General features: G+C 38.8%; 9 protein-coding genes. All 9 read left to right on the top strand.

All coding sequences use genetic code 11. The features are described from left to right. The first annotated feature begins 56 nt into the window (after positions 1-56). Positions 57-1,451 carry a sugar porter family MFS transporter gene (locus GKD17_RS19905; RefSeq protein WP_007838867.1) on the top strand — a complete coding sequence of 465 codons (1,395 nt, stop codon included), beginning with the start codon at positions 57-59 and terminating at the stop codon, positions 1,449-1,451. A gap of 11 nt (positions 1,452-1,462) precedes the next feature. Beyond that, positions 1,463-4,804: a DUF5107 domain-containing protein gene (locus GKD17_RS19900; protein ID WP_007838866.1), complete on the top strand. Its 3,342-nt coding sequence runs from the start codon at positions 1,463-1,465 to the stop codon at positions 4,802-4,804. Further along, positions 4,801-6,789 (top strand): glycoside hydrolase family 97 protein, encoded by a 1,989-nt coding sequence (locus GKD17_RS19895; protein WP_007838864.1) that lies wholly within the window; start codon positions 4,801-4,803, stop codon positions 6,787-6,789. Before GKD17_RS19900 ends, GKD17_RS19895 begins: the two co-directional genes overlap by 4 nt. An 81-nt stretch (positions 6,790-6,870) precedes the next feature. Beyond that, the gene (locus GKD17_RS19890; RefSeq protein ID WP_007838863.1) at positions 6,871-10,902 is read left to right on the top strand and encodes a hybrid sensor histidine kinase/response regulator transcription factor; all 4,032 of its coding nucleotides are present in this window, start codon (positions 6,871-6,873) and stop codon (positions 10,900-10,902) included. A gap of 207 nt (positions 10,903-11,109) precedes the next feature. Then, positions 11,110-13,137, top strand: coding sequence for a hypothetical protein (locus GKD17_RS19885; RefSeq protein ID WP_007838859.1), 2,028 nt, complete (start codon positions 11,110-11,112; stop codon positions 13,135-13,137). Between the two features lie 39 nt (positions 13,138-13,176). Further along, positions 13,177-16,230, top strand: a complete 3,054-nt coding sequence (locus tag GKD17_RS19880; RefSeq protein WP_007841136.1) for a SusC/RagA family TonB-linked outer membrane protein — start codon at positions 13,177-13,179, stop codon at positions 16,228-16,230. A 45-nt stretch (positions 16,231-16,275) separates the two neighbouring features. Then, on the top strand, positions 16,276-17,895 hold the full coding sequence (locus GKD17_RS19875) for a RagB/SusD family nutrient uptake outer membrane protein (protein WP_007838856.1): 1,620 nt from the start codon (positions 16,276-16,278) through the stop codon (positions 17,893-17,895). Positions 17,896-17,984: 89 nt separating this feature from the next. Then, entirely contained in the window at positions 17,985-19,007 is a 1,023-nt protein-coding gene (locus GKD17_RS19870) for an aldose epimerase family protein (RefSeq protein WP_007838855.1), read from the top strand. Between the two features lie 29 nt (positions 19,008-19,036). Beyond that, entirely contained in the window at positions 19,037-21,979 is a 2,943-nt protein-coding gene (locus GKD17_RS19865) for a galactose-binding domain-containing protein (RefSeq protein WP_007838854.1), read from the top strand. Positions 21,980-22,048: the final 69 nt, after the last annotated feature.

Here is a 22,048-nt window from a genome sequence, read left to right as displayed (position 1 = left end):
TCTATTCTTTAAGTCCTTGAATCCTTGTTACTTTGCATTATAAAACTAACTAATATATGATATTCATGAAAACACAATCTAATTTTTATCTATTTCTTATCGCTTTGATTTCTGCTATGGGAGGTTTCCTGTTTGGATATGACTGGGTGGTAATCGGAGGAGCAAAACCTTTTTATGAACAATACTTTGGTATAGCAAATGATCCTGTCATGCAGGGGTGGGCAATGAGCAGTGCCTTGATTGGCTGTTTGTTTGGGGCACTAAGTGCCGGTAAGCTGAGTGACCGTTTGGGACGTAAGCCGATTTTGATTTTGGCGGCAGGACTGTTTATCTGTACGGCTGTCGGTACAGGGGCTGTTCATTCTTTTACTTTCTTTAATGTATTTCGTTTGGTAGGGGGCTTTGCTATAGGGATTGCTTCTAGTTTGTCACCTATGTATATAGCAGAAATTGCTCCGGCGCATCTGCGTGGACGGTTTGTGTCCATCAATCAGTTGACGGTAGTATTAGGTATCTTGACTTCTCAGATTGTAAATTGGCAGATAGCTGAGCCTGTGGCATTAGGAGCTACTCATGAAATGATCCGTGAATCATGGAACGGACAGATGGGATGGCGCTGGATGTTTTGGGCAATGACTGTCCCGGCCGCCTTGTTCTTTGTTTTTAGTTTTATATTACCGGAAAGTCCTCGTTGGTTAGCCTCTTCGGGAAAACGGGAGGCGGCACTCAAGGTTTTTACTCGTATGGGAGGAAAGGAATATGCTGTTACTGAGTTGGCTGCTATAGAAGCTGCTTCAGCCTGCCAGACGCAAGAAGGAGGCTACCGTCAATTATTAAATCCTGCTATGTATAAAGTGTTGACTATAGGTGTTGTTATGGCTATTTTGCAGCAATGGTGTGGCATTAATGTTATTTTTAACTATGCACAGGAAATATTTATGGCAGCAGGTTATGGCGTGTCTGATGTTTTGATGAATATTGTGGTGACCGGTATTACGAATGTCATATTTACTATTCTAGCTATGTTTGTGGTAGACCGCTGGGGACGTAAGGCATTGACATTGATCGGATCATTTGGCTTGGCAGTAATTTATACCTTTATGGGAGCCGCTTATTATTTTCATATCACAGGAGTTGTTCTATTGATTATTGTCGTGATGGCCATTGCTTGTTATGCCATGACTTTGGCTACAGTGATGTGGGTCATTATCTCAGAGATTTTCCCGAATCGTATTCGTGGAGTTGCTATGTCTGTTTGCACTTTCGCTTTGTGGGCGGCTTGTTTTATACTTACCTATACTTTCCCAATGCTGAATAGTGGTTTGGGAGCTGCCGGAACATTCTGGTTGTATGGATTGATTTGCCTGGCTGGAGGAATATTTGTTGTGTTCCGTTTGCCGGAAACCAAAGGGAAGAGCTTGGAAGAAATTGAAAAAGAATTAGTGAAATAACAATATTTATTATGGAGAAAATAACTCAATATTTAATTCAAAGTACCGTTCATGGCAGTGAGGTGCGTGCATGGGAGGAAGATATCATGCTTCCTACTTATGAGATAGGAAAGGAAGAGAAGAATCCTATTTTTCTTGAAAAAAGGGTTTATCAGGGAAGTTCCGGATCAGTCTATCCTTATCCGGTGGTAGAGAAGATTTCAGATAAAAAAGCAGACAAGAGGTATCATGCATTGTTTATCGAGAATGAATACATCAAGGTGATGATACTTCCCGAGCTGGGTGGTCGTATACACATGGCTTATGATAAGGTGAAAAAACGTCATTTTGTTTATTACAACCAAGTAGTGAAACCGGCATTGGTGGGATTGACAGGACCTTGGATTTCTGGAGGCATCGAATTTAACTGGCCTCAGCATCACCGTCCTTCTACTTTTTTGCCTACTGATTTTTTGATAGAGGAAAATGCGGATGGCAGTAAGACAGTATGGTGCAATGAAGTGGAGAGAATGTTCCGCACCAAAGGTATGCAGGGATTTACGCTTTATCCGGGCAAAGCTTATATAGAAATAAAAGTGAAGATTTATAATCGTACGTCTTTCCCTCAGACTTTTTTGTGGTGGGCCAATCCTGCAGTAGTAGTCAATGACCATTATCATTCGGTATTTCCACCTGATGTGAATGCGGTGTTCGATCATGGCAAGCGCGATGTTTCTTCTTTTCCTATTGCTACAGGAGTTTATTATAAACAGGATTATTCTGCTGGGGTGGATATCTCTAAATATAAAAATATTCCGGTTCCTACATCATATATGGCTATCAAGTCTAAATATGATTTTGTAGGTGGTTATGAAGAAGATGCCCATGGCGGTCTGCTGCATGTGGCCGATCATCATGTTTCTCCGGGAAAGAAACAATGGACATGGGGGAATGGTGATTTCGGTAAGGCGTGGGATCGCAATCTGACCGATGAGGATGGACCTTACATTGAGCTGATGACCGGTATGTATACGGATAACCAACCGGACTTTACTTGGTTACAGCCCTATGAGGAAAAATCATGGGTACAGTATTTTATGCCTTATAGTGAAGTGGGTTATGTAAAGAATGCAACTAAAGATGCTTTGCTGAATTTGGAAATAAAGGAAGGTAAAGCCCGTTTGGTGCTTTATACTACGGGAGTGAATAGTGGAGTACGTATTATAGTAAAAGCTATTAAAGGCACTGTTTTATTGGATAAGACTACACAAATTTCGCCATCAGAACCGTTTATTACGACTTTTGCGGCAGAAGGACTAAAAGAAGAGGAGGTATGTGTAGAGGTTCGTGATAAGGAAGGACAAATTTTGCTTTCTTATCAAGCGGATAAGCCGGAAATCAAGCCGGTTCCTGATCCTGCTAAAGCTGCTAAAGATCCTCAAGATATTGCTTCTGTCGAACAACTGTTTTTGACCGGACTACATTTGGAACAATATCGCCATGCTACTTATAATCCGATGGATTATTATATGGAAGCATTAAGACGTGAACCGGGAGATGTACGTTGTAACAATGCGGTAGGGTTATTGTTGATGCGTAAAGGACAATTTGCAATGGCGGAGAGCTATTTCCGGAAAGCGGTGGAAACCTTGACTGAACGTAATCCGAATCCTTATGACGGTGAACCTTATTATAATTGGGGTTGGAGTTGTATGATGCAACAGAAATGGGATGAGGCTTATGATGCTTTCTTTAAGTCGGCATGGAATGCTGCTTGGCAGGATGCGGCTTATTATGCACTAGCACAACTTGACACTCGTAAAGGAAAGTATGAAAGTGCTTTGGACAAGATAGACCGTTCATTGATTCGTAATTGGCATAATCACAAAGCGCGTCAGTTGAAAATTTCCATTCTACGCAAATTGGGTCGTAAAGAGGAAGCTTTGGCGCTCGTAGCCGAATCATTGCAGATAGATCGTTTTAATATGGGATGCCGTTTTGAACATTATTTGTTGACCCGGGATGTGGAAGTGTTGGAGGAAATGAAAAAGTTGATGCGTGGCTGGGCTCACGGATATATAGAATATGCATTGGATTTTGCTGCTGCCGGACTGTACGAGGAAGCTCTTTCTTTGTTGGAATGCTACGTAACCGGAGTTACAGAAGTATATCCTGTCGTTTATTATACAATGGGGTATTTCCATACCTGTAAGGGAGATGAGAGTAAAGCATTGGAATATTATCAGCGAGCAGAAAAGGAAAATCATTCATATTGTTTCCCGAATCGTATAGAAGAAGTATTGATTCTTCAAGATGCCGTACGTTTGAATATTCATGGAGCAAAAGCGGCATATAGTTTAGGAAACTTTTGGTATGCTAACCGTCAGTATGATAATGCTATTGCTTGTTGGGAACATTCGGCTGCTATAGAGCCAACATTCCCTACCGTATGGCGTAATTTATCTTTAGCTTATTATAATAAGCGTAATGATAAACAAAGGGCTTTGGAAACTCTGGAAAAAGCTTATGCATTGGATGAGCACGATTCTCGTATATTAATGGAGTTGGACCAACTTTATAAACGTTTAGGCCGACCTCATACAGAACGTTTGGCTTTTTTGGAAGCACATCTGTCTGAAGTGGAACAGCGTGATGATCTGTCCATTGAGCGTATCACTTTGTATAATCAACTAGGGCGCTATACTGAAGCAAAAGAATTGATTGCCGCACGTAATTTCCATCCATGGGAAGGAGGAGAAGGAAAAATCACCGGACAATATGTATTGTGCCGTATAGAATTAGCAAAGATTGCTTTAAGTGAAAAACGTTATGCCGATGCTTTAGTCCTTTTGGATGAAACGAATGTTTATCCATTTAATTTGGGTGAGGGAAAATTGGCAAATGCTGAAGAGAATGATATCTGGTATTATAAAGGTGAGGCGCTTCGTGGATTGGGAAATGAGCAACAAGCTATAGATTGCTTCACCAAAGCAACCATTGGCTCGTCAGAACCACAACAGGCTTTCTTTTACAATGACCAACAGCCCGACAAGATTTTCTATCAAGGTTTGGCATGGCGTGCATTGGGCAGGGAAGACAAGGCGTGCGGTTGCTTTAACAAATTGATAAAGCATGGTGAAAAGCATTTATTTGACCACTGCCGGATTGATTATTTTGCTGTTTCTCTGCCTGATTTGGCTATTTGGGAAGATGACTTGGATAAACGTAACCGCATTCATTGCAATTATGTGATGGGACTGGGTTGTTTAGGATTGCGTGAAATGGGAAAAGCCATTGATTTTTTGGATAAGGTGCGAGAATTGGATATTAATCATCAAGGTGGACAAATCCATCGTAACTTGTGTGCCGTATGAAAAAAAAGAATATTTTCCTTTTGTTGGTAACATGGTGTCTGTGCGTTTTTGCACAGGCACAAACACCGTCAGCTTATGAATTATCATCCCCAAACGGGCAATTGGCACTTACTATAGAGAATGGAAGGGTATTACAATATTCTTTAAGTTTGGAAGGTAAGCCTGTCATTCATCCCTCTGCTATTTGTATGACGATGGAAAATGGAAATATATGGGGAAAGAATGGTGAAGTGGTAGGAACTTCTACAAGGAGTACTTCCGAGAAGGTTTATCCGGTAGCTGGTAACTATCGTGAATTAACAGACCATTATAATGAACTTTCTTTGAAATTCAAGGATGGTTATTCAGTTATATTCCGGATGTATAATGAAGGAATGGCATATCGTTTTTGTGGAAATCTTCCGGAGCAGGATTCTTTGATTGTAGCTGATGAAGAAGCTTCTTTTAATCTGGGCGATGATCCGGCAGTTATTTTACCCGAAACAACTGATTTTACAGCTTGGGAGTTGAGCAATGTGCTTTACGAGGGCATTTCTAAAATAGAAGAACATAAATATGGTATTACACCAACTTTATTTACAAACAAGATGCAGAATGTGCGTGTTGTGGTGGCTGAATCAGATTTGAATAACTATCCGGGTATGTATCTTCGTAAGGAAGATGGCAAGATGAAAGGTTATTGGGCGGCCTATCCTAAAAAAATAGAGATGGGCAGTTGGGGAAATTTTATTACGGTAGTTAAAGAGAGGGAGAATTATTTAGCACGTACTGCTGGTAATCATGCTTTCCCTTGGCGTATAGCTATTGTAGCCAAGGATGATAAGGAACTACTGACTAATGAAATGATTTACTTACTGGCCAAGCCCCAACAAATAAAGGATACGGATTGGATTCGTCCTGGTAAAGCAACTTGGGAATGGTGGCATTGTGCTATTTTGGAAAAAGCTCCTTTCCCTTCCGGTCATCAAAACCTTTCGACGCAGATGTACAAGTATTATATTGATTTCGCTTCCGAAAACAAGATACCTTATCTGCTGGTCGATGCCGGTTGGAGCAATGTTTTTAATCATGCTGATTTGAATAAGAATATTGATATAAAAGAGGTGATACGCTATGGAAAAGAAAAAAAAGTAGGTGTATGGCTTTGGACTGTTGCTGCTACTTTATTCCAACATCCGCATTGTTATTTGGATTCTATCAGCAAATGGGGTGCTGTTGGGGTAAAAATAGATTTTTTTGATCGTGATGATGCCCAAATAATCCCTCAATATGAAAATCTGGCAAAGGCTTGTGCTGAGCGGCATCTTATGGTGGATTTTCATGGATGCAGCAAGCCTACCGGACTTCATCGGGCATATCCTAATATCCTTTCTTATGAAGCCATGCGATGTGCGGAATGTTTTAAGTGGGATACCACTTCTAATCCGGATTATCAGCTTCAATGTATCTTTGCCCGTATGCTGGGAGGTGGAATTGATTATACTCCGGGTTCGATGCGTAACAGCACATTGGAGAAATTTAAGCCGATCGATCCGGGGTTGCCTAGTTCATTGGGGACTCGTTCACATGAATTGGCCTTGTTTGTTGTACTTTCCGCACCATTTGCCAGTTTATGTGATTCTCCGGATGAGTATCGTAAGTATCCTGATATTTTAAAGTATTTAGCGGAAGTACCGACTTCATGGGATCAGACGATTCCCTTAGCTGCCCGTGTGGGCGAATATGCCGTGTTGGCCAAGCAGAAAGGAAATACTTGGTATATAGGCGGATTGAATGCTTGGGGAGAGAGAACAATTCAGGTGGATTGCTCTTTCCTGCCTCAGGATAAGAAATATACCATTGAAATTTTTCAGGATAAAAAAAGAAGTAACAAGAATGCTAATTTATACGAACATAAAATAATGGATATAGATAATAAGAATATTATTGAAATGTTTATGGCTTCTGGTGGGGGATTTGTAATAGTCATTCGTGAAAAGAAATAGAGGGGCAACCCTCTATTTCTTTTATATTGGCATTATTTATCCTTTTTTTCTTTTATCTTTGACTCAAATTTTGAACAAGCTATGAAAAAGACTTTGCTCATTTTATGTTGTTTGTATGTTGTATTTACATTACAGGCAGTTGATAGGGGATTGTCCAATTTTTATTTTTCTCATATAACGGGTGAGAATGGACTATCACAAAGTAATGTGAAGGCTATCATTCAGGATAGTTACGGGTTTATGTGGTTTGGTACAAAAAATGGTTTGAACCGTTTTGATGGAACTTCTATTGTACAGATGAACTGTGATGACTATGTAGCCGGTACGGGAAACCATAATATTTCTGCTTTGTTTGAAGATAAGGAACGTCAGTTATGGGTAGGAACGGATAGAGGAGTCTATCGTTATAATCCTGCCTTGGATATATTCACGGCAATGAATATGGAAACAGAAGAAGGGGTGAATATGAATAATTGGGTATCTAATATTGTGGCGGATTCTATTGGGAATATTTGGATTGTAATTCCTGATCAGGGAGTTTTTCGCTATAAGGATGAGAAGCTTTATTTTTATGAAGTAACCAACAAAGAGCATTTTAAAACAGAAGCTCCGGATTGTATTTTGGTACGCCCTGATGGTGATGTTTGGGTTGGTACATGGGGAGTCGGACTTTTTCGATATGATAGAAATACGGATAAATTTGAACAATATTGTGTTGATAAAACCGGGCGTTCGTTAAAGGGAAAGAATATTAATTTTATTTGTAATTATGGTGATTGGATTGCAATGGCTATTCATGAAGGGGAACTAATGAAATATAATCCCGGTACGAATCAGCTGGTAAAAATAGATATACCGGAGGCTAACCATACATTTGTACGTAATGTAGCCTGTTTTGACAATGAACTATGGGTGGGAACTCACGAAGGTTTGTTTGTTGTAAATGAGAGGAAGAATAAAATAGTTCATTTGAAGCAAGATCTGATGCGTCCGTTCAGTTTGTCAGATAAGATTATTTATACTATTTACCGAGATCGGGAAGGGGGAATTTGGCTGGGAACCATGTTTGGCGGGGTGGATTATCTGCCTCATCATGATTTATTGTTTGATAAATATGTACCTGGGAGTGATGGGAACTCATTAACAACGAAACGGGTAAGAGAGATAGCTTCTGATAATAAGGGTAACATATGGATTGGCACTGAAGATGATGGGGTGAACATATTAAATATTGCTTCCGGAAAGGTAAGGCGGTTGAGATTGAACGATTATGATAAAGGGAACTATATGGTTACTTTGGGAATGTTTGTCAAAGGAAGCCAATTGTTCTGTGGCTTGTTTAAGCAAGGATTGGATGTGATTCAATTACCCGAGAATAAAGTTTGTCATTATACTCCTGAGGAGTTAAATATAGGAGAAGGAAGTGTTTATACTTTTTTTATAGATAATGAAGGATATAAGTGGATTGGTACAGGCTGGGGACTTTATAAAGCTGCTCCTACAAGTTTTCATTTTGACAAAGTGGAAGAAGTGGGATTTGATTGGATTTTTGATGTATTTCAAGATAAAGATGGAATGATGTGGTTCGCCTCCATGGGAAGTGGGTTATGGAAGTATGATCCCCATAAGAATCTTTTTAAAAAGTATACTCATGAGGAAGGTAAGGAAAATACATTGAGCTCTAATTCTGTGAGTTCTGTCATGCAGGATTGTAAAGGCCGTATTTGGATTTCTACGGATCGTGGTGGTATTTGTTGTTATAATTCTCAAACGGATGATTTTACTACTTTTTCTATCAAAGACGGTTTACCAGATGATGTGGCTTATAAGATCTTGGAAGATGAACAATCAAATTTATGGTTTGGAACAAATCGTGGACTGGTTAGATTTAATCCGGAATCAAAAGATATACGGGTGTATACCACTAAAGATGGTCTATTAGGGAATCAGTTTAATTATAAGTCAGCTTTGAAGGGTGAGGACGGTAAGTTTTATTTTGGTGGTATAGACGGATTGATTGCATTTGATCCTAACTCTTCAGAGAAAATAAATTTCTTACCACCTGTTTATATTTCAAAGTTCAGCATTTATAATCAGGAAATAACAGTTCACACTCCTAATTCTCCTTTGAAAAAGTGTATAGAACATACAGATGAAATTATATTACCTTATGATCAGGCAAATATTAGTTTCGATGTTGCTTTATTAAGTTATTCTACTACGGAGTCCAATCAGTATTATTATAAATTAGTTCCGTTGGACAAAGACTGGATACGGGCAGCGAGTAATCAGAATATTTCTTACGCTAAACTGCCTCCGGGAGATTATATCTTGCAAGTGCGGGCTACCAATAGTGCCAAAGAAGGCCCTTATGCTACCCGGTCTTTATCCATTGTTATTCTGCCTCCTTGGTGGCAGTCCGTCTGGGCTTATTTTCTGTATATTATATGGGGAATCTGTGTTGTACTTTGCTGGTTCTTTTGGTATAGAAGACGCAAAGAGAAACAGATGGAAGAAAAGCAGAAGTTATTTGAAATTGAGAAGGAGAAAGAACTCTATGAATCAAAAGTCAGTTTCTTTACTGAAATAGCTCATGAGGTGCGCACGCCCTTGACATTGATAAATGGTCCGTTGGAAGCAATTGAGGAAATGGATATCAAGGATCAGAAATTGAATAAGAATTTGAAAGTAATCGGGCAGAATACCAAGAGATTATTAGATTTGACTGGACAGTTGCTTGATTTTCAGAAAATAGGGGCGAGCAAATTTGAACTGAAATTTGAAACGGTTGATGTAACGGCATTGCTGAATGAAACGATTGCTCGTTTTGAGCCTACTATTCTGCAAAAGCAGAAAGAGTTATTGCAGCATATTCCCCAAGAAAGAATTATGGCTGCCATAGATAAGGAGGCTATCACAAAAGTATTGAGTAATTTGTTGAATAATGCTTTGAAATATGCCCGTCATACCATTACGATAGATTTATTCCAAGATGAAGCTGATTTTACAGTTCGTATTGTCAGTGACGGAGAAAAGATACCTGAAGCGTCCAGCCAACAGATTTTTGAACCCTTTTATCAGATGGAGAAGAAGGATACAGTTCGGATGGGAGTAGGCATAGGATTACCTTTAGCTCGTTCGCTAGCCACTTTACATAAAGGCAGGCTTTATTTGGATATAGAACAACCGGAGAATACATTTGTTTTGATCATTCCTTTGAATAAAGAGGAAGTAAGGCAGCAAATAGAGAAGGTAGTGGAGCAAAATATAGAAGTATTGGATGAGGAAACATCAACAGAAACAGACCAAATGAAAGGTTATACTTTATTGTTAGTAGAGGACAATGAAAGTATGAGATCTTTTATCTTTGAACGATTGGAAGTTTTGTTTACGGTGGAAACTGCTGTGAATGGACAGGAAGCGTTGGATGTTTTACGTAGTAATCACATAGATTTGGTAATCAGTGATATCATGATGCCGGTGATGAATGGCTATGAATTATGTAAGGAAATAAAGGGGGATATTGATTTGTGTCATATTCCGGTTATTTTCCTTACCGCCAAGAACGATTTGGAGAGTAAAATTAACGGATTGAAGATAGGAGCGGAAGCTTATGTGGAGAAACCTTTTTCTTTCAATTATTTGAAGAGTCAGATTTTGTCTTTACTCAGCAATCGTAGAAAAGAACGTGAGGCATTCTCTAAACGTCCTTTTTTTCCTGTGCATAATATGCAGATGAACAAGGCGGATGAAGAATTTATGAATAAAGTAATTAATGTAATTCAAGAGAATATTTCAGATGAAAATTTCAATGTGGAACGTATGGCTGATATCTTATGTATGAGCCGTTCCAGCTTATTGAGGAAAATAAAGATTCTGTTTAATCTTTCACCCATAGATTTCATTCGGTTGATCCGTTTGAAAAAAGCGGCCGAATTGATTCAGGAAGGTAAATACCGTATTGGGGATATCTGTTATATGGTAGGAATAAACTCTTCATCTTATTTCAGTAAATTATTCCTGAAACAATTCGGAATGACTCCGAAAGAGTTTGAGAAACAGTATCAAACATCCAAGGAAAAAGCTAAAATAGATTTGACGGAGAATCTCTGATTGAAAGAAATGCAGCAAAAAATGACACATTTGCGGATTCTTCGGACGCAGATGAGTCATTGCTGCAAAAATCCTATTTATTGCTGCGTTTGTATATTAACAGGTTGTCAAGATATGCCTACTTTTGACCATGCTTGAAAGGAAAAGAATTCCGAACAGTAAAGCAAACCTTAAGTAGATTTATCTCTTTGACAAACTAATAATATTATGAAGAATAATTGGTTAACTTTAAAATCATTGTTTCTCTGTGTTTCTGCATTGAGTGTTTCCGGTCTTATTTTGTCCGGGTGTACTGAAAATGCAAATCTAAATGTCGGTGAATGGTCTTTGGAGTACGATGCTCACGCTAATGGTATTGATATCAGCAAAGGCTCTAAGCTTATTTATGATAATGTATATGCAGCTTATAAATTGGCCGACAGTGTTGTTTCGACTCGTGATTATGCAAAGCATCATGTTTCTACAAGAAAAATCAATGATCATTTTGGAGAAGGGTATCATTATGAGGTGACTTATACTGGGAATAATTTGCCTGTACTGGTTCAATCTTTTTATGTATATCCGACAAAGGATTATGTGTTGACAGATTTTACTTTGGAAAGTACGTCTGAAATGGCTTCGAATTATATGGCGCCGGTCAATGTGGACCGAATGTCTGAAGTCCTGAACCAGGGTGAAAATAATCGTGCGCTTTTCATTCCTTTCGATAATGACTGTTGGATCAGATACCAATCTCATCCGCTCACATTTACAGAATTGACTAGTTATGAAGTTACTGCCATATTTAATAATGATGATCGTGAAGCTATGGTGATAGGTTCTGTGGAACACGATTCTTGGAAAACAGGTATAACAATAGGTAAAGGTAATATATATAATGTAGGTTCATTGGTATGTTATGGGGGTGTTGCTGATAAGACAACGCGTGATTCGAAACCTCACGGTGCATTGAAAGGTACGACAATCAAGTCGCCTAAGATTTTAGTAGGATTTTTTGAAGACTGGCGTGAAGGCATGGAAGAATACGCTCAGGCTAATGCTGTGATTGCTCCGCCCAAAGCTTGGGATAAAGCTGTTCCTTTTGGCTGGAACAGCTGGGGAGCGTTGCAATTTAATCTGACCTATCCGAAAGCATTGGAAGTTTCTGATTTTTATAAAGAGAATTTGCAGTCCCATCATTTTGTGAATTCGGATAATCTGGTTTATACAGGTTTGGATTCTGGTTGGAATAGTTTTTCAGAAGAGGAGTTGAAAGCTTTTGTGGATAGATGTAAGGCAAACGGTCAGATAGCCGGCGTTTATTGGACTCCGTTTACTGATTGGGCTAAAAATCCTGAACGTGAAATAAAAGAAATTCCGGGGTATAAATATAAAGATGTGTATCTCTATGCAAATGGAAAACCGCAGGAATTAGACGGAGCGTATGCTGTTGATCCTACCCATCCAGCTATTGAAGCTATGATGAAGCGTACATCGGAACTCTTTCATCGGGCAGGTTTTGAATATGTGAAAATGGATTTTATGACACATGGGGCGATGGAGGCTGACAAATGGTATAATCCGGAAATACAAACAGGTATTCAGGGATATAACTATGGAATGCAATTGCTTGACAAATATTTTGGCGATATGTATATCAATCTTTCTATTTCTCCTGTTTTTCCTGCTCATTATGCTCAGTCTAGAAGAATTGCTTGTGATGCGTGGAATAAGATGAAGGATACTGAATATACCTTGAATGCACTTTCATACGGTTGGTGGCAGGATAAGGTTTATCAGTTTAATGATCCTGACCATATTGTATTGCGTGATGCTACAGATGGTGAGAACAGAGCGCGTGTTACTTCGGGGGTCATTACAGGAATTTTCATTGCTGGAGATGATTTCAGCAAAGGCGGTTCTAAAGAAGTGAAGGAGAAGGCGATGAAATATCTGACTAATGCTGAGATCAATGCTATAGCCAATGGGGAATCTTTCCATCCTGTAGATGGGAATGGTGAAAAGTCAGAAAATCAGTTTGTACGCATGGATAAGGATGGTAAGGCTTATTATGCTGTGTTCAACTATATGGATCAAGAGTTGAAGATGACTACAGCTTTAGAGCGTCTGGGGTTGGATTCGTCAAAGGAATATAGGCTGAAAGAATTATGGAGTGGCATTGAAAGTACTGCTAAAACCAATCTGGAAGTAACGGTTCCTGCATGTGATGTTGTAATTTTCAAAGTGGAAGAATAAACCAATATAAACTTTAAATCGTACTTAAATTTACAAATTATGAAAAGAATTAGGCTTATTAATTTAATCCTTATCATGTTTTGTTGCTGCAATATGCTAGCACAGAACATAACGGTTACAGGACAGGTGGTGGATGTTACATCCGAACCTATCATTGGTGCAAGTGTAGTGGTAAAAGGTACAGCCAATGGGACTATTACCAATTTTGATGGTAAATTTACATTATCAGTTCAGAAAGGGGAAACATTGCATATTTCTTATATAGGATATGTTGCACAAGATGTTAAAATAATGGGTAACCAACCAGTCAAAGTTGTGATGTCGGAGGATACTGAAACATTAGATGAAGTGGTTGTTGTAGGCACTGCGATGAAGAAGAGTGATTTGACGGGAGCTGTTGCCAGTGTTAGTTCTAAAGTATTGGAAGAAAAACCAGTAACAAATGTAAATCAAGCTCTTCAAGGTCGTGTCGCAGGTGTGTTCATTTCTCAACCTACGCGTCCTACGGATGATGCATCTATTAAAATTCGTGGTATTAATACAATTAATGGATCTACAGACCCTATTTATGTCGTAGATGGTATGGTTATGGATAATTCATTCTCTGGATTTAATGCAGTCAATTTGAATGATGTGGCTTCTATTGAGGTCTTGAAAGATGCATCAGCTACAGCTCTGTATGGTTCACGTGGTTCCAACGGTGTTGTTGTTATTACAACTAAGAAGGGTAAAAAAGGCGAAGGTAAAGTTTCTTATGATGGCTGGATTGGCTTTCAGACCTATGCTAATACTCCAAAAACTATGAATACTCGTCAATTATTTGAACTTAGAAAGGAGGCCTATACGAATGGTTATATGCAAACAAATCCTGATGGAGATGTCAATGCTTATATCAATGATGTGATAATGGGATCGAATACTGTTTTTGCTGATTATGAATTCGATGCCTACAACAATAATAAAAATTATGATTGGCTGGATGCTGTGAGCCGTACTGGAGTACAACACAATCATGTAGTAAGTCTTTCGAATGGCAATGATAAAGGTTCTTATTATATTAGTTTTGGTTATACAGACAATAAAGGTGTAATTGAGAAGTCTGAACAAGAAAAATACACAGGACGTATTAATGCGGATCAACAGATTAAATCCTGGCTGAAAGTAGGTACTAATACAACTTTTACACGTACCGAGAACACGTTGGTTGATGATGGAGTAATGAATCGTGCACGTTGTGCTAATCCGATGTTGGAAATTTCTGATGAGATTGAAACTTTAAATTGGCAAGGTATTTTTGACCAAAATAATTTTAATCCATTACGTTCTTTGAAAGTCGATAATGATTTGGTGTATAATCGCTTGTTGAGCTCTAATTATATTAATATCAATCCTATTGAAGGATTAAACTTGCGTTCTACTTTCTCTATTGATTATGCTCAAAAGCAGCAAAATAAATATACCCCGAATGATATTTATGAGTCGGAACGTTATGGAACACAAGGTGAAGCCAAAGATGATAGAGATACACGTACTGTATGGCAATGGGATAATTCATTGTCTTATGAAGCCTCTTTCGGTAAACATAAGTTGAATGCGATGGTTGGTACCAGTGCTACACGGACTACGTATAATTATATTAATGCTACGGCAACAGGGTTTGGCACTAATTTATTTGGATATCATAGTTTGGGATCTGGTTATAAAAAAGATCAGCGCGGCTTAAGTACAGCTTGGTCCGAGCAAACATTATTATCTTATATCGCTCGTGTTAACTATAACTATGCGGGTAAATATTTATTGACGGCGACAGCGCGTTACGACGGTTCTTCTAAATTTGCTAAAGGAAATCAGTGGGGTATTTTTCCGTCTGTGTCTGCAGCTTGGAATATTACAGAAGAAAAGTTCATGAAAAATCAGACGATTTTTGATCAGTTAAAGTTACGTGCTGGTTTTGGTATCGTTGGTAATCAGAATATTGATGATTTTGCCTATTTATCTTTATATAATGTCAGCTATACGGGTACTTCCGATACAGGTTATACGAATTCTTTTGTTTCCAATGGGCGACGTGGTACTCCAGATATTAGTTGGGAGAAACAAAAACAATGGAATTTAGGAGTAGATATGGCTTTCTTACAGAATAGAGTGCGTTTGTCTGTTGATGCTTTCTTGATAAAAAATAAGGATTTGTTAATGAGCCATTCGTTGCCTACGACTACTGGTTTCAGCAGTACTATTGAAAATATAGGTGCGATTGAAAACAAAGGTTTGGAATTTGCTTTGAATGCCAATTTGGTAAGAGCTAAAGATTTTGAATGGAATTTTGCAGCTACATTGTCTATGGATAAAAATAAGGTAACTCAATTATATGGTGATAATGATGTTGTATATAATGTAGATAGTGATCGTAATATTCAAAAAGAAGGTAATTTATTCCTTGGTGAGTCTCGTAACACAATTTATATTTGGAAAACAGGTGGAATCGCCCAAGAAATTGATATGGATCGTTTGAATAAAATAAATTGGAATGGATATAATGTGAATCCTGGTGATTTGTATCCGTTGGATTATGATAATAATGGACAGATAGATCAAAATGACCGTGTTGTAATTGGTTCCACTGATCCTAAGTTTTATGGCGGTTTTTCTACAGATTTTTCTTGGAAGGGATTGTCTTTAAATGCAGTATTCAGTTATTCTTATGGGGCTAAAAAATTGAGTCCTTGGTATGAAACTTTGATTGGAAGTACTGGATCTGGAGTCGCATCAACGGATTTGTTGGATCGTTGGACTCCTGAAAATACAGATGCTGAATTTCCACGTGTGTTGGCTGGCTTTGATTATAATCATTATGGTGCAAGTTCTATGGATTTTAGTGTACAGAAAGCTTCTTTCTTGCGTTTGTCTGCTCTGACATTGGCCTATACTTTCCCAACTAAAGTGATAAATGCTCTGAAACTGGCTAACCTGCGTGTTTATGCCACTGGTTCTAATCTTTTTTGCTTAACTAATTATAATGGTTATGATCCGGAAACTGGTGATTGGTATCCTCCTACACGTATGTATACTTTTGGTCTTAATTTGGCTTTTTAATGGAAGGATAGAATAAATAGTCTAACTTTAAAAGAAAACACAACAATGAAAAAGATATATAGATATAGTGCGATATATGCTTTGGCTTTGACCTTTGCACTGAAAACCTCCTCTTGCTCGGATTTTTTGCAGGTAGAACCTACGGGATCTTTGACTGAAGAACAAGTATTTGAAAAAATAGATAATGTAGAACCTTTAGTTCTTGGATTGTATAAGAGTTATAGGGGCTGTAAAGAAGGACGTAATGGATTGATGCCTTATTTGGGGACAGATGAAACACAGCAGGGTAATTATCAGTTGATTTCTTCAGGCGATCAAGCCGGTATGGATAAATATAATGGACAGTTGAATCCTACATCTACTCAGGTTAGTTCTATTTGGAACAACCGTTGGCCGGCTGTCGTTTCAGCTGCTAAAGCTATATATGCATTGGGTATGACCACTGAAGAACCGGAACGTGCTAAACAGTTGATGGGAGAGGCATGCTTTATTCGTGGTTTATTAATGTTTGAATTAAGTATGTATTGGGGTGAAATCCCTGTGATAGATATGAACCGTACTGATGAATTGGGCTTGGGACGTCAACCTTTAAAGACTGTATGGGAATATATTATTAATGATTTTATTACTGCTACCAATAATTTGCCTGAGTCTTATAATAGTGAACCGCAGCGTGCTACTGTTGGGGCTGCATGGGCCATGTTAGGAAAGGCTTATATGGCAGCTCCGGAAGAGACAGGATTACGGGATTTTGCCAAGGCTGATGAATGTTTTAAGACTATTATTAATATGGGGCGATATGAATTGCTGAATAATTATGCTGACTTGTATCGTTATGATAATCCTAATACAAAAGAGTCATTGTTTGAGTTGCAATTTAATAATGTATATCCTGATTGTAATTATTGGGAGTTTGATTGTGGTTCTCGTGCATGTGACTCTTGGTTTGGTCAGGGATGCTCTTTCTCTGGTTACGACTTTCTAGTTCCGACTCCTTTTGCTTATAAGACGGTAGAAGAAGGTGGCATTTGGGAAGATGGAGATTTGCGTAAAGAAGAAGCATTGCGTTATGATTTTACGTATTATACTAATAAATATTCAGAAGATGGAACATTTGAATATGTAACTCCTGATTTGTCAAAGACTCAATGGACGGGAACTACAGATGAATTGGAACCGCATATAAAGAAATATGAAGACTATCGTACAGATATTCTTTCAGGGCTTGGCATTAATAACATGTGGAATTCTGGTAAGAACTTTTCAATGATTCGTTATGCTGATATATTATTATTGCATGCTGAATGTCTGAATGAATTAGGACAGACTTCGGAAGCAGTACAGATCGTGAATAATCAAATTCGTACTCGTGCATGGGGAGGAAACTTGCCAGAAGATAAGAAATGGAATTCGGGAATGAGCAAAGATGAATTCCGTGATAAAGTAATGGATGAACGTTTGCGTGAACTTTGTTTCGAAGGTTGGAGACGTATTGATTTGCTTCGTACTAATAAATTTGTAGAATTGATAAAAGAACGTAACCGTTGGGCAAAAGAATCAGGGACAATTCAAGATTTCCATAAGCGCTATCCTATTCCTGATACTGAAATTAAAACAAATGATGCATTCGGCCCTGAAGATCAGAATCCGGGATATAGCAAATAAATTGTTTCTATCCATATAAATTAGAAGCATCAGGAGGAAACATCTGCTTCCTACCTGATGCTTTTTCTTTTTCTGAAATTTGGAATAATATGAAAATAATACATAAAATAGAAACTTATACCTCTGACGGAAAACCTATATTACGATTTACCGTAATGAACTCCTCGGGAGCTTATATGGAATTCACTAATTGGGGGGCACGTTGGATTACAGCTTCAGTACCCGATGTTCAGGGAGCATTAGCCAATATTTTGATCGGTTATGATACCTTGTCCGATTATTTGAAAGATTCTTATTATATGGGAGCAACTGTTGGCAGATTTGCCAATCGTATTGCTGATGCTTCTTTTACAATAGATAGGAAAACCTTCCATTTGGAAGTTAATGATGGGAATAATACCAATCATGGAGGTTTTTCCGGCTTTCATAACAAGGTGTGGCAATGGGAAGAATTACCGGATGGCATCCGTTTTAGTCTGTATTCGCCAGACGGAGAAGGAGGTTTCCCGGGAAATATCCATGTGATAACAGACTATCGTTTCAATGAGGACAATGAACTTTCTGTACGGCATTATGCGGAAACAGACTGTGCTACTTACATCAATATGACTAATCACGCATATTTCAATTTGCGCGGAAATGGAAAAAAGATAACAGAGCATCGGTTGCATATTTCGTCTGACCGGATATTGGATACTACCTCGGCGTTCATTCCTACGGGAAGAAAGATGAAGGTGAAAAATACTCCGTTTGACTTTACTTCCCTAAAACCGGTAGGTGCAGACTTATATGCTGATCATGAGCAATTACTTTGGAATAAAGGATATAATCATTGCTATATATTGAAAGATAAAATGTCTGAGGAGATGTTAGAGGCTGCTTCTTTATATGAACCTGTTACAGGAAGAAAAATGACAGTGATGACTGATTTGCCTGCTGTTCTTTTGTATACAGCGGGATATTATGACCGACCGGATACAGCCATCTGTTTGGAAACACAATTTTATCCGGATACTCCTTCTCATTCGGATTTTCCTTCTTGCCTGGTGTTACCGGAGAAAGCTTATGAGCATTGCACCTTGTTTAGTTTTCAGGTGCAAAAAGAGAAATAGATGATTGATAAATATGAAAAGACTATAATATGAAAAACGTAAAAAAAACATGGGTTGTATTAGCCCTACTGGGATGTATGCAAGTACTGCATGCTCAAACTGTGTATTTACATAGCGATAACCCACAAATGAAATGGAAGTTAAAGCCTCAGGCTGAAGTCGGAACGGATGTGAAGTCACTTTGTGGAAACGGATACAATGTTTCTGCTTGGGTAGATGCTGTTGTGCCTGGAACAGCTTTTAATTCGTATGTAATAGCAGGGCTGGAGAAAGATCCTAACTTTGGTGACAATATTCATCAGGTAAATCGCGACAAATACGACTGTAGCTTTTGGTATCGTACTACATTCCGTGTTCCTGCTGATTTTACAAAAGAATTGATATGGTTGAATTTTAATGGGGTAAACCGTCGTGCGGAAGTCTATCTGAATGGAACATTATTAGGTAAACTGGATGGGTTTATGCATCGTGGACATTTTAATGTTACTTCAATAGTAAATCGTGATAAAGAAAATGTATTGGCTGTACTTGTTCATATGCCTGATACTCCATTGGCTAATCAGGGCAGTCCAACCTATTTGTCTAGTGGCGGATGGGATTGGATGCCTTATGTGCCGGGGTTGAATAGTGGTATAACCGATAAGGTATTTCTTACTAATACGGGAACAGCTACTTTAATTGATCCTTGGATACGTACTAATTTACCTACCCGTGCCAGAGCGGATTTGAGTGTGGCGCTTGATGTCAAGAATAATTCGGTAGAAAAGACGAAGGTATTGGTGCGCGGAACAATTACCCCAGGAAACATTGTTTTTCAAAAAGAATTAGACGTGAATGCCCATACTACTGAACAGGTGAAGTTTGACAAACGCTATTTTCCACAACTGTGTATAGACCAGCCGCGTCTGTGGTGGCCAAATGGGTATGGAGAACCCAATCTTTATCATTGTAAGTTTGAGGTGATGGTGGATGGAAGAGTTTCGGAAACGAAAGATGTTTCTTTTGGTATAAAGAAATATTCTTATGATAAAGAGGGCAATACATTCCATATTTATATTAATGATATTCCGGTATTTGTTAAGGGAGCGAATTGGGGGATGTCTGAATATATGCTTCGTTGCCGTGGCGAGGAATATGATACCAAAGTCCGCCTGCATAAGGAAATGAATTTTAATATGATACGTAATTGGCTCGGCTCTGTTACAGATGATGAATTCTACGAGGCATGTGACAAATATGGCATTATGGTATGGGATGATTTTTGGATAAACTCTAATCCGAATTTGCCTTATGACCTCAATGTGTTCAATAATAATATGATGGAGAAAATAAAACGTGTGCGTAATCACCCTAGTATAGCCGTGTGGTGTGGCGATAATGAATCTAATCCTCAGCCTCCTTTAGAAGGATGGATGGCGGAAAATATTAGGACCTTTGATGGAGGTGATCGTTATTTTCAAGCAAACTCCCATGCTCAGGGCTTGACCGGTAGTGGTCCGTGGGGAGCATTTGAGCCTCGCTTTTATTTTACTAAATATCCTGATGGCTTGGAAGGAGATCCGGCGCGTGGCTGGGGATTTCGTACAGAAATTGGCACAGCTGTAGTTCCTACCTTTGAAAGCTTCAAGAAATTTATGCCCAAGGAGAACTGGTGGCCTCGTGATGAAATGTGGAACAAGCACTATTTTGGCCAAAATGCTTTTAATGCAGCTCCCGATCGTTATGATGCTTCTATAACCAAAGGTTTTGGCAAGCCCGAAGGGATTGAAGATTATTGCCGTAAGGCTCAGCTTGTCAATATTGAATCTAATAAGGCTATGTATGAGGGTTGGCTGGATCGTATGTGGGAGGATGCATCAGGTATCATGACTTGGATGGGACAGTCGGCATATCCGTCTATGGTTTGGCAAACTTATGACTATTATTATGATTTGACAGGAGCCTTTTGGGGAGCAAAATCAGCCTGTGAACCGGTGCATATTCTTTGGAATCCTGTGACGGACGGTGTGAAGATTGCTAATACCACAGCATGTGATATGGAAGGTTTGACTGCTGAAGTAAAAGTTTACAATCTGGATGGAAAGTCTGTGGAGGCTTATACAAAATCAGCTATTGTGAACTCTCCTAGCAATTCTACTGTGCAATGTTTTACGATAGATTTCAATAAAGAGCGTAAAAATCTGTCATTAAATAAACCGACCTTTGCTTCAAGTACCACTTATGGACAGCCTTCAGATGCTACGGATGGGAAAAAAGATACCCGTTGGGCAGCGGCAAAAGCGGAAAATGAATGGCTTTATGTGGATTTGGGCAGTGTGCAACCCGTAGGTGGGGTTCGCTTGAATTGGGAGGCATCTTTTGGTAAAGGATATAAGATTCAAGTGTCAGATGACGCCGAGACTTGGAAAGAAGTATATAAAACTGATGAAGGACGTGGAGGAATAGATGAAATTACTTTCCCCGAAGTTGATGCCCGTTATGTACGTATGTTTGGGACGGAACTAGGTTGGTGGTTTGGTTATTCATTATGGAGTTTTGATGTATTGGGTGGAACACAGCCTAGTGAGGGTTTGAGCGATGTACATTTTATCCGCTTGACGTTGAAAGATAAATCAGGAAAGGTTGTTTCTGAAAACAATTATTGGCGTGGCAACGACCGTTTGGACTTTACGGCTTTGAATACTTTGCCGGCAGCCGAATTGAAAGTTTCTTCTAAATTGTTGCGTAAAAATGGTCAGGCAGAGATTCGGGCAGCTATAGCTCACCTAAAGTCTGCAAAAGGTGTGGCGTTTGCAGTATATGTTCAGGCTGTTCGGACCTCGGATGGAGAGCGTATTCTTCCTGCTATTATGAATGACAATTATTTCACATTGATGCCGGGTGAAACCAAAGATATATGTATTACTTTTGATGAGGCTTTATTGCAAGGTGGTTCCTATAAATTGTTGGTAACACCTTATAATAATAAATAAGATGCGAGTTGGTGGAGCTTGGAGAATTTGAAATTCAGATTGGTGTAGCTTCCGATGATGTATGATTAA

The organism is Phocaeicola dorei (genome assembly GCF_013009555.1).
Lineage (GTDB): Bacteria > Bacteroidota > Bacteroidia > Bacteroidales > Bacteroidaceae > Phocaeicola > Phocaeicola dorei.
This window is presented reverse-complemented; position numbering and strand designations above follow the sequence as displayed.

Excerpts from the sequence above, each read along its gene's own strand:
- GKD17_RS19905 (WP_007838867.1), top strand. The coding sequence starts at position 57 with ATGATATTCATGAAAACACAATCTAATTTTTATCTATTTCTTATCGCT.
- GKD17_RS19900 (WP_007838866.1), top strand. The coding sequence starts at position 1,463 with ATGGAGAAAATAACTCAATATTTAATTCAAAGTACCGTTCATGGCAGT.
- GKD17_RS19895 (WP_007838864.1), top strand. The coding sequence starts at position 4,801 with ATGAAAAAAAAGAATATTTTCCTTTTGTTGGTAACATGGTGTCTGTGC.
- GKD17_RS19890 (WP_007838863.1), top strand. The coding sequence starts at position 6,871 with ATGAAAAAGACTTTGCTCATTTTATGTTGTTTGTATGTTGTATTTACA.
- GKD17_RS19885 (WP_007838859.1), top strand. The coding sequence starts at position 11,110 with ATGAAGAATAATTGGTTAACTTTAAAATCATTGTTTCTCTGTGTTTCT.
- GKD17_RS19880 (WP_007841136.1), top strand. The coding sequence starts at position 13,177 with ATGAAAAGAATTAGGCTTATTAATTTAATCCTTATCATGTTTTGTTGC.
- GKD17_RS19875 (WP_007838856.1), top strand. The coding sequence starts at position 16,276 with ATGAAAAAGATATATAGATATAGTGCGATATATGCTTTGGCTTTGACC.
- GKD17_RS19870 (WP_007838855.1), top strand. The coding sequence starts at position 17,985 with ATGAAAATAATACATAAAATAGAAACTTATACCTCTGACGGAAAACCT.
- GKD17_RS19865 (WP_007838854.1), top strand. The coding sequence starts at position 19,037 with ATGAAAAACGTAAAAAAAACATGGGTTGTATTAGCCCTACTGGGATGT.